This window comes from Sulfitobacter indolifex, from assembly GCF_022788655.1.
Classification (GTDB): Bacteria; Pseudomonadota; Alphaproteobacteria; order Rhodobacterales; family Rhodobacteraceae; genus Sulfitobacter; species Sulfitobacter indolifex.
Window position 1 is genome coordinate 1,930,885 of sequence record NZ_CP084951.1, and the last position, 13,233, is coordinate 1,944,117.

The window sequence follows — 13,233 nt, forward strand, 5'->3', positions numbered from 1 at the left end:
CCCGATACGGGATTTAGGTGCCGGCCCTGCTATTGAATTCCCACCCTGAACTGCACGGCTCCGGTTTCTCCGGGTAACATTTGCCCCGTGCAGTTCCACTCGATCGCGCCTGCATAACTCGCCACATTGCTTGCAGGTCGCACCAGATCACAGTTGAGATTGGGCGACACCTGCTGCGGATCGACAATTGGCTCTGACAGGCTCGTATAGGGCGGTGTCATATCATAGATTTTGACGTTTGAGGCCTGCGTGGTCGCCTTGTTGCGCAGGTAAATCCGGTAGAGCAGGATATCATTGATGCTGCCGAGATTGGTGGTCCCTTCCAACGTACCTTGGGTCTCATTCTCCACCGTTTTGCGCAATTCAATCTGGGTGGATTGCCCCCCGACTGAGATTTCATCGGTATTGCTGACTGAGCTTGTAACCGTGGTGCGCGCAAATGCAGTCGCGGCCAACACTTGATAGACATAGGTGCTGCCCTGCCCAGCGCCCGATCCCGCAGAGACGCGCGAGACGATGCAGATGGTTTGCCCCGTGATGACTGCGATGGGACCGGTGATCGGTCCATCAAGACTGTCGTCACAGCCGACATCTTGATAAAGCGCCGCGTTGAAAGCGCCGGTCGGGGTCGATGTGGCCCCGGCGAAGGAGAAGGTCACCTGCCCTTCAGACGTGGCGGTATAGATATGCGGCAAGGTGGCCACTTGGCCTTGTGCGACCGTGGTGGTCTGGTCATTCGTCAAGCTGGGCAATTGCAGAAGGCCGATGTCCAACCCCATGCGATTGCCAAAGGCTTCGGGTGTGAAGGTAAATTCACCATCATGCGGGTTCGCGTCCACCAAGTCGGGAAGTCCGCTCGTTGCTTCTGAGATCGCGCGGTAGTCATTGGCTGGTATTGCACGGATTGTGATGGCCCCGCTGTAGGTGCCTGAGAGCCCATAGCTCCAAGTTCCATCGGCCGCCACACCGGGCGTGGCCAGCACTGTGCCACTGCTGTCAAGGATCTCAAAAACCGCAGATGACGCCCCGCTTTCGCTGCCGTTGCGCAGCGCGTCATGTGCGGTGCCGCCGCCTGCCCCGTTGTCGATAAAGACCCGGCCCGACAAGATCCGCTCCCCCGTTACCAAGTTCACCGAATAGGACGCCTCATCATCATCGGGGAGTTGGTCAAAAAGGTCGTCGGTCAATGGCCCGGTGTTGGGATCGCTGTCAGGATCGGGTAGCGAGCTATAGATAATCTCGGCCTGATTGGTGAAATCGCCGCTGCCCAGCACCGTGGTGGTAATCGTCAGCGTCTCACTGGCGCCGCTGAGCAGCTCATCCACAAACCACAGGCCGGTATTGGGGTCATAGGTGTCCCCAGTGGAAGGGGCATCGTCGGAAACATAGGCAAAGCCACTGGGAATCTGGTCAATCACCTTAACGCCTGAGGGTGAGCCGCCGCTGACGTTGGTTATTGTGATGATCCAATCAATCGTGTCGCCTTCGGATACATTTGTGATGGGTGTGATGGTGCCGGTTGCCGCGGCGATTTTAGTGAGTTCAAGGTCGCTTCCCGCCGGGTCAAAACCAAAGTCTTGATCTGTGGTAACGCTATTGCCAGAGACCGCCACGCCAATCAAAGGATTGGAGGTGCCAATGGTCAGCCCGCTTGGCAGATCGGCGTCGGCCTCATCCAGCGCAACACGGTAGGTCGTGTTTACCATCAGATCACCCACCGCGTAGGTGCCATCGGCCAGCGTATCGGTTGTCACTAGAAACACGTCATCGGCGGTATTGGCCGGGGTGCCATTGTCGGCATAGACCGAGATGCCCACACCTGCGCCGAAATTGGTCTCTCCGCTATCCTTCACGTCAGAGGCATCTGCGTCCTCGTAGATATTGCCGGATATGCCTCCCAACGGGATCGGCGCCGGCCCCCGGCAGGAGATGCCGTCGCTCCGATCGCCTTCATCACCAGGGATGTTCGAAATCAGTCGCGGCACACCCGTCGCGGTGGAAATAATGAAAAGATTGTTGGTGGTGTTTGAATAGCCATAAAGCCTGCCATCGCGGTCAAACCACAATGCATCGAACATTCCGGCATAGACCGCAGGCCCAATCGCTTGTGGTGTCACGCTGCCCGGTGTGCCGTTGTTGACTGCCGCGCGGAACAAAAAGCCGGAGTTTCTGTCGATCCCATACATGATGCCATCAACGGGATTAAAGGCGAGGTCCTCTGGGTTCACGCCAATGGTTAGGGCGATCGCACCCAATCCAATCGGTGCAGTAGGGTTGGTCAGATCAACGATCTGCCAAGTATTTGCATCAACTTCATAAATAAATCGGCCATTGGGCAGAATATCCCCTGCGTTCAGCGCATCGTCTGCACCTGATATGTTGCCCAGATCGGCAATATTACCGGCCCCATCAATCCGATATAGCCTGCGGGTATTCTCTTCCACACCGTAGATATAGCCGTCGAGCGCATTATACCCCCATGCCCCGTCCCGGTTCTCTCCAGTTGAGCCTGAGGGATCCACCGTTGTAGCATAGCTGCCGCCGGCATCGCGGAAGGTCATTCGTATAAGGGTCGAGGGGCTATCCACGATAGCATAGAGGGACGCATCACAGACAAGAGGCGGCGGATCGCTGGAAATGGTCAACGTGTAGTCTTCGACCTCCCCCTCGAAGGCCGTTGCAAGACCGGCGCTGTCAGTTGACCAGCGAAACCGTGCATAGGTCGGCAGGGTTGTGGCCCCGGCAGGGACCGCCACCTCAAAGAGGATAGACCCATTGGTGGCACCATCTTTATCAATTGCGTCGCCGTCTTGGAGGTTCAAGGCAACCTGCTCCCCCGCTTGGCCAAAGGTGCCATCGCCATTAAAATCAATGAAAGCCTGAAGATACGACGACCTTGGCGCGCCGCTTCGGTCGTTGACCGTGACTGCAATCTCGGCCAGCCCACCGCGATAGAACTGCGGCAGGACCACCCCGTCTTCGTCATCAGACCCATCGGCGTCGTCGCCCGTAGCCCCAATAGAGTTCTGTGCCAGCAGATCAATATCAGGCGGGACCGTGCCCAGATAGACCTCGGGCGCGCCGGGGCCTTCGATGATATGCTGTGGATCGCCATAGCTGGCCGGGGCATCACCACGGTCAGCGTCGGGCGGCGTCTTGATGGTGATGCCGTAGTCCTCGACTTCCCCGTCGGGCGCAGCGGTAAGGGCATCCAGCCCGGCCGCCGACGACCAACGCAGACGGACGAATGTCGGCGTCAGCACCGCCGTCGCGGGAACACTTATGGGAAAGGAAATCTCTCCGTTCACCGCCCCGTCGAGATCCTGCGGGCCACCGTCTTGGATGTCGGTCGCCACCTGATCCCCAAGAAAGAGGCCATCGCCCCCGAAATCGACGAATGCCTGTAGATAGCCACTGCCCGGGGAAGGTTCATTCACAACCACCGTGGCCGTGCGGGTCAGATCGCCATACAGCTGCGGAAACGCCTCTTCGCTTTCGTCGTCGTTGCCGTCCAAGTCATCGCCCGTCCCGTCAACCGAATGCTGCGCTGAACCGTCGCCATCGCCATTGAGCGCGCCAATCCAATATTGCGAGGTGTCGGCATGTTGCGGATCACCATAGGTGATCGGCGCATCGCCTCGGTCAGGGCCAGACCCCGCATAGATCGTGGTGGGATCGTCGCGCCCTGCTCCCGGCCCGTTCGAAGGGGTGCCATCCCCATCGCCGGGGTTTTCTGAGTCGGAGAGATCAGACACAACCGTCCCGCCCGGCGTTTGCGCGGTCACCTCTGCCTGATTGGAGATCGTAGTGTCCAAATCTTCGGGCACCAGCGTGTAGGTCGCCGTATAGACGGCCTTCTCCCCGACCAATAGCGTGCCTTCGGGCGACAACGATGTTGCGGCCTGAAAGGTAATCACGGGCGGCACGCCCTTACCGCTAAACTGCGTCTCGGCAAGCTGCACATTGGTCAGATCGACGTTGCCGAAGTTTTCTGCGGTGAGGACATAGGCGATCGTCTCCCCCGCGTCGGCATAGCCGTTTAGGTTTGTATCCACCAACTGCGCGAGTTTCAGCAGACCGACAGAGCCCACATCAATAGAGACCTGGGCCGGGGCGGAATAGGTCTGCGGCTCGTTTGGCAGGACGATGGGTGACTGATAGCGGTAGTTAATCGACGTCGGCGCCGCGAAAAAGGCTGCGAAAGGGGTAAAGGTCAACTCTCCAGTCAGATCGTCATAGCTCCATGTTCCTTCCCCGAGCACATCAAACCCGACCCGGTGGCCTTCGGAATCGGTCACAATGTTAAGCGCACCTGTGGGCGGGATCAGATCAACGGCCTGTTTGGCATATTCGCTCGGCTCGCCGGAATTATTTGCGGGGGCGTTGTTGTTCTCTGTTGCGACGCTGTCGTTGAAGAGGATGTTCAACACGACCGGCTCACTCAGAACCTGCTCTTTCAGGTCGTCCTGCAACACGGGCGCTTTGAAATCGCCACATTGAAGGTCATAGGTCTGTGTTTCGTTATAGGTCGGGTTGGACAGCAGAACGAGAAACCCGTTGTTCGCGGTCCGGCCAAAGTTGAAAGTCGACGTCTGCGGATAGAAAATCTCCAGCCCTGAAACCGGCTGGTTGCTATAACCACGATCCCCCGCGAGATAGAAAACCTCTGTCCCGAGGTTCGCATCCGGCCCTTCGATATAGCCCCGATAGGTTGTGGCACTTCTATCGATCCGAACGTATTCGACGGTGCCATCGCAGATATTGACATAGACCTGTTCGTTGAGAGGCCCGTCAATGTCGTTAATCTGAAAAAATACATCCGCGACAACCGGCACACCGCCAGAGTTGGTCGTAATATTATGGGTGCCCGCCTCATAAAGGTAGAAGTCCATAAAATGCGGATCTTGCCCCGTCGACGTAATCTGGATCTGCCCGTTGCCAGTGGTGAAAATATGGTCCCGGCTGGCAAAGACCATCTCAGCCACGATATCCACCGGCACGCCGCCCACGGTGCCGGCGTTGGACCACAGTGCACGCTCTCCAATTCCGGCACCCACAACGGTTGGCGCCCCGACAGTGTTCAGAATCAACTGCTGCGCAAATGCTCCTTTTGTCGTGAAAACCAGCGGCAAAAGCGTGGCGCAGAAAATCCGTAAGCCAAGCGCCGCGCCCCCGCGTCCCCGTCGGGCCACCGAGAAGAAACCGCCAAAAATGCGTTCTAGAAAGACGCCAATAAAACTTAGTTCAAAATGCATATCCGTGCTCACTACCTTTGACACAACTTACCGACGAAGCGAGTTAGAAGCAGTTGCGCAGAAAGGTATTAAGATATGCTTCCGAATAGCGATGCAGCGCGCATGAGGCCGAGATATCCCGTAAAATAGGCTATTTCACCCAAAGCGATCTGTGTTTTGGGCTGAACGGCGGCGCGCTCTCCAGGTCATTCACCACGATTCTCCTTTTTCCACTCCGCCCGGTTTATTTGTGAAATAGGCCCTTGACCCTCCAGTGACTGGAAGGCCCATATAAAGGTCATCAATGAAAGAGGATCAAAAAATGGACGATGCGGATACACTCACCTTTGGGGTGCAAAATATGAGCTGCGCGTCTTGTGTGGGACGTGTGGAAAAGGCGGTGAACGCGGTTGAAGGCGTTCGCGAAGCGCGGGTGAATTTGGCTGCGGAAAACCTGCGTGTGAGCACAGCCCCCGGTTTCGACGCGGCGAAGGTCGAAGCGGCGTTAACCCAAGCCGGCTACCCAGCCCGCACGACGACTCATCGGCTAAAGCTTTCCAATATGAGCTGTGCCTCCTGTGTGGGTCGGGTTGAGCGTGCTCTTTCCGCGGTGCCCGGCGTGCTCTCGGCCTCTGTTAACCTTGCGACAGAAGAAGCGCAGGTTGAGACCTTGGAGGATGCGAACCTCCTCACGGCCCTGCGCGATGCCGCAGCTCAAGCAGGCTATCCCGCGACCCTTGATACGCCAGGCACCCCCGGCCCCGATGCCGCCGCCCGAAAAGAAGCGGAAGCCGCGCAGCTTAGGCGTATGACGTTGCTCGCAGCGGCCTTAACACTTCCGGTTTTCGTGCTGGAAATGGGCGGTCACCTGATCCCGGCGTTCCACCACTGGGTGCTGGCGACCATCGGGATGGAGACAAGCTGGTTTATTCAATTTATCCTTACAACCCTCGTGTTGGCGTGGCCGGGGCGGCATTTCTATACCAAGGGGTTGCCTGCCCTGCTGAAGGGCGCGCCGGATATGAATTCACTGGTGGCGCTCGGCTCGGGAGCGGCTTGGCTCTTCTCGGTGACCGCCCTTTTTGCGCCGGGTCTGCTCCCAGACGGCAGCCGCGTGGTGTATTTCGAAGCGGCGGCGGTGATCGTGACGCTGATCTTGCTGGGCCGATATCTTGAGGCACGCGCCAAAGGGCGCACCGGGGCGGCCATCACAAAATTGATGGGTCTGCGCGCGCGCAGTGCACGGGTTGAGCGTGACGGAGCAATCGTTGAGCTTGCCATCGATGATATCGTGTCGGGGGACATCATTCACCTCCGCCCCGGTGAGAAGATCGCCACAGATGGTGTTGTCACCGAAGGGCAATCCTACGTCGACGAGAGCATGATCACGGGCGAACCTGTGCCAGTGGAGAAAGCCATCGGCACAGAGCTTGTCGGCGGTACAGTCAATGGCACCGGCAGCCTCACGTTCCGCGCGACCAAAGTTGGCGGCGACACGATGCTGGCGCAGATCATCCGCATGGTCGAAGAGGCCCAAGGCGCAAAACTGCCCATCCAAGATTTGGTAAACCGGATCACCCTGTGGTTCGTTCCTGTTGTTATCGCCGTGGCGTTGGTGACCTTTGGTGTCTGGCTGGCCTTTGGCCCGTCGCTTGGCCACGCTCTCGTGGCGGCGGTCGCGGTGCTGATCATCGCCTGCCCCTGTGCGATGGGTCTGGCCACGCCGACCTCGATCATGGTCGGCACCGGACGGGCGGCGCAATTGGGCGTGTTGTTCCGCCAAGGAGATGCGTTGCAAACGCTGCAAAGTGTTAAGACCGTGGCCTTGGACAAGACCGGCACGCTGACCAAGGGCAAACCCGAACTCACCGATCTGGTGCTGGTGGGCGAACTGACCGAAGACGAGGTGCTGCCCCTGATTGGCGCGGTTGAGGTGCGTTCAGAGCATCCAATCGCCCAAGCCATCGTGCGCCGGGCTGAGCTTGCGGGCAAACTGCCCAGCGACCTGCGTGATTTTCAATCGCACACCGGCTATGGGGTCAGTGCCACGGTGTCAGACCGCAAGGTTATCTTGGGGGCTGACCGTCTTATGCTCCGCGAAGGGATCGATCTGGACACCACCGGGCCGATCGCGGCAGACTTGGCCAAAGCGGGGAAAACCCCGCTCTATGCTGCAATTGACGGTCAGTTGGCCGCTGTGATCGCTGTCGCCGACCCCATTAAGCCCGGCACGCCAGAGGCCATCGCGCGCCTCCATGACCTCGGACTTCAGGTGGCAATGATCACCGGTGACAATCGTGGCACGGCAGAGGCCATCGCCGCGCAACTGGGCATCGATCGCGTCGTCGCCGAAGTACTGCCAGACGGCAAAGTGGCCGCCATCGACAAGCTGAAAGAGGGCGGCAACCGTATCGCCTTTGTCGGAGACGGGATCAACGACGCCCCGGCGCTGGCGCAGGCCGACGTGGGCCTTGCCATCGGCACGGGCACAGATGTGGCGATTGAGGCGGCTGATGTGGTGCTGATGTCGGGCGACCTGCGCGGCGTGGTCAATGCCATCGACGTGAGCCAGCGCAGCATGGCCAACATCCGCCAGAACCTCTTCTGGGCCTTCGGATATAACGTGCTGCTGATCCCGGTCGCGGCGGGCGCCTTCTATCCGCTGACCGGCTGGCTTTTGTCGCCCGCGCTGGCCGCCGGCGCGATGGCCCTGTCGAGCGTCTTTGTCCTCAGCAACGCGCTGCGTCTGCGCTGGATTGCCGCCCCCTTGGCCGAAAACGCCACCCCACAAAATGAACCACGGGCTGCTGCCCCCGTGGCCGCAGAATAGGAGCGCAACATGAACATCGGAGAAGTCTCACAGCAGACTGGCCTGCCGCCGAAAACCATCCGCTATTACGAAGATATCGGGCTGGTCAAACCCCTGCGCGATGCCAATGGCTACCGCGCCTTCCGCGAGAGCGAGATGCACAAGCTGGCCTTTTTGGGCCGCGCCCGAACCTTGGGGTTCAGCATCGAAGATTGCCGCAACCTATTGGCGCTTTGGGAGGATAAGAACCGCGCCAGTGCGGATGTGCGCGCGATTGCGAAAGAGCATCTGGCACAGATCGAAGCCAAGATCAGCGGCTTGCAAGATATGCGCGACACGCTGAGTACGCTGGTCCGCGACTGTGCCGGGGACGACCGGCCCGACTGTCCGATCCTCAAGACGCTTGGCACGGCGACGGCGTCATAGGCATCATTCCAAAAACAAACGGCGCCGCCCAGCCAAGCCGGGCGGCGCCGTTTTGCGTTCGTGTCAGACCCTGAACCTAGGCTTTGAGCCGGTCCACAATGCTATGCGCCGTGACCGTCCCGATCTGCGCGCCGTCTTCCATGACCTCAATCGCCGCATCGGCCCCGCGCAGACGGTCCATCAATTCACGCACTGGCGTCTCGGCTGAGGTTTCGCCTTGGGTGGGGGCACCATCGACAATGCCCATGACATCGCGCGCGGTCAGAACCTCAAGCGGGTTCATATTTGCCACGAACTCCGCCACATAGTCCGACGCCGGGTTCGAGAAAATCTCGCGCGGGGTGCCGATCTGCACGATGCGGCCCCCTTCCATGATCGCGATGCGCCCGCCCAACTTGAACGCTTCGTCAAGGTCGTGGCTCACGAAAATGATCGTACGGTTAAGTTCGCGCTGAAGATCCAGCAGCTCATCCTGCAACCGCGTGCGGATCAACGGGTCAAGCGCCGAGAATGGCTCGTCCATCAGCAGGATCGGCGCTTCGGTGGCAAAGGCACGGGCAAGGCCCACACGCTGCTGCATCCCGCCCGAAAGCTCGCCCACCTTGCGGTCGGCCCAATCGCTCAGGCCCACCAGTTTCAACTGCCGTTCTGCGCGTTCCAACCGCTCGGCCTTGGGCACATTCGACAGCTCCAACCCAAGCGCCACATTGTCGCGCACCGTGCGCCATGGCAGCAGGCCGAACTGCTGAAACACCATGGACACACCCTCGCGGCGCACCCGGCGCAGCTCTGATGGGTTGCTGCCATGAATGTCACAAGACCACCCTTCGGCATGCACATGCACCGTGCCGCGCACCATCGGGTTCAGACCATTTACCGCGCGCAAAAGCGTCGATTTGCCCGAGCCTGACAAGCCCATCAGCACAAGGATTTCACCATTCTCGACGCTCAACGAGCAGTCATGCACACCCAGCACCTGACCCGTCGCCGATTCAATCTCGGCGCGGCTCTGGCCTTCGTCCATCAGCGGCAGAGCCTTTTCAGGCTTGTCACCAAAGACAATGGACACATTATCAAATTCTACTGCTTTACTCATTTCCGTCCCACCCGCAGGATACGGTCGAGCATGATCGCCACGACGACGATCACCAACCCGGATTCAAATCCCAAGCCTGTGTTGACTTGGTTCAAGGCGCGCACCACCGGCACACCCAATCCATCTGCGCCCACCAGTGCTGCGATTACCACCATCGACAGCGACAGCATGATTGTCTGGTTCAGACCCGTCATGATCTGCGGCAAGGCATAGGGCAGCTCAATCTTCCACAGCGTCTGGCGCGGCTTGGCACCAAAGGCCTGCGCCGCCTCAAGCAACGCTTTGGGGGTCGAGGAGATGCCCAACTGGGTCAGCCGGATCGGCGCGGGCAGCACGAAGATCACCGTAGCAATCAGGCCGGGCACCATACCGATGCCAAAAAAGACAATCGCAGGGATCAGATAGACGAAGGTCGGCAGCGTTTGCATTAGGTCAAGCACAGGGGCCACCCAAGCGTACAACCGGGGCCGATGCGCCACGGCGATGCCAATCGGCACACCCACACCCATACAGACCACACAGGCCGAGAGAACCAGCGTCAGGCTCTCCATCGTTTCTTCCCAGTAGTCTTGGTTAAGAATAAACAGGAAGCCCAGCACCACAAAGGCAACGGTCTTCCAATTGCGCTGAATGCCCCAAGTGATCGCGGCAAAAACGGCGATGAGGATCAGCGGATGCGGGGTTTGCAGCACCCAAAGGATCGCCTCAATCAGCCGTTCCATCAGGTCCGCCAGCCCGTCAAAGAACCACGCTCCGTTTGTTTGCAGCCAATCCAGCGCGTCTTCGGCCACATCGGCCACGGGGATCTTGTTTTCTGTCAGCCAGTCCATGTCAGTCCTTCAGACTTGGAGAATTGCGCATGAGAACGACCCGCCCCATCGCTTTGGGGCGGGTCTTTTCCATCATACCGTGAAGATCACTTCAGCGAAGCGACAGCTTCCATCGCGTCGCCACCGTCAACGGTGGTCACACCGTCAAGCCAAGTGCTGAGAACGTCGGAGTTCGCTTTGATCCAAGCGGCGGCCGCCTCTTCCGGCTTTTCGCCATCATCAAGGATTTTGCCCATGATCTCGTTTTCCATGGCCAGCGTGAACTCGAGGTTGTTCAGGAATTTGCCAAGGTTCGGGCATTCCTCAACAAAACCGGCGCGGGTGTTGGTGTAAACCGTCGCACCACCCAGATCGGGGCCAAAGAAGTCATCGCCGCCTTCCAGATAGGTCAGCTCAAAGTTGGCGTTCATCGGGTGCGGCTCCCAACCGAGGAAGACAACAGGCTCTTCCTTGCGGGTGGCACGCTGAACTTGGGCCAACATGCCCTGCTCGGAGGATTCAACGACCTCGAAATCGCCCAGATCAAAAGCGTTGTCGTCGATCATCGATTGGATCAGACGGTTGCCGTCATTGCCCGGCTCAATGCCGTAGATCTCGCCTTCGAGTGCGTCTTTGTTGGCGGCGATGTCGGCGAAGGTCTTGATGCCCATGTCGGCGGCGACCTTGTTAACGGCCAGCGTGTATTTCGCGCCTTCAAGGTTGGCGCGCACGGTGTCGACGCTGCCTTCCTCACGGTATTTGGCGATGTCGCCTTCCATGGTTGGCATCCAGTTGCCCAGGAACACGTCGATGTCGCCCGCGGCCATGGAGGTGTAGGTCACCGGCACGGCGAGGATTTTCGTCTCGGTGTCATAGCCAAGCGCGTCAAGCACGACCGAAGCGGCAGCGGTGGTTGCGGTGATGTCTGTCCAACCCACGTCAGAGAAGGTGACTTCGTTACATTCAGCAGCGGCGAGCGATGTCGCGGCGGTCATTGCCAAAACGGAAGTCGTAAGCAGTTTTTTCATTGGTGTTCTCCCCAGAGAAGTTTTTATTGACTGATGCGCCAATCAAAAGCCATCGGCCCTGATATTGCAACCGGATTAATTTCGCCAACTTAATTCAGGGTGAAAATCAATACTACTTGTTTCAAAGGTCACTCCCGTTCGGCCTGTTTTGGGCGCAAGACCGGGGTCACGTCGTCATCGGCGCCGGGCTCGGGTTTGGCGTTCACTTTCAGCGCCTCTGCCGCCTGCGTAGAACGTTCTTTGGCGGGCGTATCCTCGGGCGACGAAACCGCAGGCGTGGGCGCCTCTCCCACAGGGTCAGTAAGCTCTGTTTCTGTTTTGTTTTCAGTAGCCTCCCCCTGCATCTCTAATGCCTCCAAACCGAATGCCGCACGAATTGCAGCTTGGGTTCCGGCCCCGTAAAGTCCGTCAATTGCGCCGTCGTAAAACCCGAAATCCGAAAGCTTGCGCTGCAGCGCCTTACGGGTGTCGCTGTTGAAAAGCTGAGGCTCATCTTGCATCAGGCCAAGCAACGTGCCGTCCCCGGCGCGCAGCGCGCGATAGAGATACAATGCGGCGTCGGCGGCCCCGCGACCGGGCACCTTGCCGTCGTCAATCATCGCGGCAAAGTTGAACATGGCCGCAGGATGTCGCCTATCGGCTGCACGGCGAAAGTAATCAAGCGCGGCCTCGGGGTCGGGTTCTTGGCCCAGCTCACCCTGCAAATGAATGAACCCCAGGTCGTTCAGCGCCCCGGCATGGCCCCGCGCCGCAGCCGCTTGATAAAGCGCGAGGGCGCGCGGCTGATCCTGCGCCACGCCCCGCCCCTGCTCGTAAAGCTGTGCCAGCTGAAACCGCGCCTCGGGTGATCCGGTCGCTACCGCGCGCTGCAGGTTTTGCGCGGCGGTTTCAGGGTCATATCGCGGACTATCGGGATCACTAAGCATAGCGGCCAAGCCTAACTGAGACCGGGTATCCCCCTTGCCTGCCAATTCAATCAAGCGCTCGCTCTGTGTGTCATCCAAGTCTGACCATTTGAGGCGCGGATTTTCCGCCCCTTTCACCGCATCATACCCGCCGATGAAGGTCGGCGTGGGGTTAAGCCGCCCAAAGCGACGCGCGGAAAGGGTGCCGCCGCTGCGGCTGCGCAGCGCTGTGCGGAACCCATCCAGCATGGCGCCGATCTCGACCTCCGGTTCGGCCAAGGCATCTGCCAGTGTCGCGGCAAAAATGCTGGGGCTTTCACCGCTATCATCACAGGCCCCAACTTCTCCGGAGGTGATGACCAATGTCCCTTGGCGTGGTTCTGGCGGAGGCAACGGGCCCGTCATCTGGAGCGGGGCAGCATGACAATTGTCGAGCACGACGAGCCGAATTTCCCGCGCCTTTCCCGCGGCGCGCAGCAGCACCGGCAGGGCCACCCCCTCTTTCCTAAGCGCCGACGCGGGCGCGAGCGGGGCATCTGCCGGGACCAAGAGGCTCTGCCCGCCCGAAGCGATACGCTGACCCGCATAATAAATCAGTGCAATATCCGCCGTTTCCGCCTGAAACGCAAAGTCAGAGAGGCTTTGCTTGAGCGCGTCACTTTCAGCGTCAATCAGCGTGGTGACATCAAACCCCTGCGCGCTGAGCGCATCGGTCAGTGCCTCAGCGTCTTCGCGCGGACCGTCCGATGCGGCCGCGCCTTCATAATCGGACATACCGATCACCATCGCAACGCGGTCTTGGGCCGCGGCCGCGATGGGCAGGATCAGCATCAGTAGGATCGTGGTCAGACGCATAAAGCAGGCTCCTTTCGGGCAGCATCGGATTGGGCAGCACCGCCCATTAACCTATGCTGTCACGAAAAGGT

7 protein-coding genes are annotated in these 13,233 nt (G+C 59.4%); 2 read left to right on the plus strand and 5 right to left on the minus strand.

The annotated features are described in order from the left end of the window. Nucleotides 1-29: 29 nt before the first annotated feature. Nucleotides 30-5,255, minus strand: a complete 5,226-nt coding sequence (locus tag DSM14862_RS09465) for a DUF11 domain-containing protein (protein WP_007120040.1) — start codon at nucleotides 5,253-5,255, stop codon at nucleotides 30-32. A 283-nt stretch (nucleotides 5,256-5,538) separates the two neighbouring features. Here DSM14862_RS09465 and DSM14862_RS09470 point away from each other — a divergent pair, with 283 nt between their 5' ends. Next, a complete protein-coding gene (locus tag DSM14862_RS09470) occupies nucleotides 5,539-8,064 on the plus strand; it encodes a heavy metal translocating P-type ATPase (protein WP_007120041.1) in 2,526 nt (841 codons plus the stop codon). A 9-nt stretch (nucleotides 8,065-8,073) separates the two neighbouring features. Then, nucleotides 8,074-8,469: a Cu(I)-responsive transcriptional regulator gene (cueR, locus tag DSM14862_RS09475; protein WP_007120042.1), complete on the plus strand. Its 396-nt coding sequence runs from the start codon at nucleotides 8,074-8,076 to the stop codon at nucleotides 8,467-8,469. 76 nt (nucleotides 8,470-8,545) lie between these two features. On the opposite strand, the gene choV is transcribed toward cueR, so the two are convergent. The 4 genes from choV to DSM14862_RS09495 all read right to left on the minus strand — a co-directional run bounded on the left by choV (nucleotide 8,546) and on the right by DSM14862_RS09495 (nucleotide 13,162). Beyond that, nucleotides 8,546-9,565, minus strand: coding sequence for a choline ABC transporter ATP-binding protein (gene choV / locus DSM14862_RS09480; RefSeq protein ID WP_007120043.1), 1,020 nt, complete (start codon nucleotides 9,563-9,565; stop codon nucleotides 8,546-8,548). Then, nucleotides 9,562-10,395 carry a choline ABC transporter permease subunit gene (choW, locus tag DSM14862_RS09485; protein ID WP_007120044.1) on the minus strand — a complete coding sequence of 278 codons (834 nt, stop codon included), beginning with the start codon at nucleotides 10,393-10,395 and terminating at the stop codon, nucleotides 9,562-9,564. Before choW ends, choV begins: the two co-directional genes overlap by 4 nt. A gap of 86 nt (nucleotides 10,396-10,481) precedes the next feature. Continuing rightward, nucleotides 10,482-11,402 (minus strand): choline ABC transporter substrate-binding protein, encoded by a 921-nt coding sequence (locus DSM14862_RS09490; protein WP_007120045.1) that lies wholly within the window; start codon nucleotides 11,400-11,402, stop codon nucleotides 10,482-10,484. A 128-nt stretch (nucleotides 11,403-11,530) separates the two neighbouring features. Beyond that, entirely contained in the window at nucleotides 11,531-13,162 is a 1,632-nt protein-coding gene (locus tag DSM14862_RS09495; RefSeq protein ID WP_007120046.1) for a caspase family protein, read from the minus strand. Nucleotides 13,163-13,233: the final 71 nt, after the last annotated feature.

Excerpts from the sequence above, each read along its gene's own strand:
- DSM14862_RS09465 (WP_007120040.1), bottom strand. The coding sequence starts at position 5,255 with ATGCATTTTGAACTAAGTTTTATTGGCGTCTTTCTAGAACGCATTTTT.
- DSM14862_RS09470 (WP_007120041.1), top strand. The coding sequence starts at position 5,539 with ATGAAAGAGGATCAAAAAATGGACGATGCGGATACACTCACCTTTGGG.
- cueR (WP_007120042.1), top strand. The coding sequence starts at position 8,074 with ATGAACATCGGAGAAGTCTCACAGCAGACTGGCCTGCCGCCGAAAACC.
- choV (WP_007120043.1), bottom strand. The coding sequence starts at position 9,565 with ATGAGTAAAGCAGTAGAATTTGATAATGTGTCCATTGTCTTTGGTGAC.
- choW (WP_007120044.1), bottom strand. The coding sequence starts at position 10,395 with ATGGACTGGCTGACAGAAAACAAGATCCCCGTGGCCGATGTGGCCGAA.
- DSM14862_RS09490 (WP_007120045.1), bottom strand. The coding sequence starts at position 11,402 with ATGAAAAAACTGCTTACGACTTCCGTTTTGGCAATGACCGCCGCGACA.
- DSM14862_RS09495 (WP_007120046.1), bottom strand. The coding sequence starts at position 13,162 with ATGCGTCTGACCACGATCCTACTGATGCTGATCCTGCCCATCGCGGCC.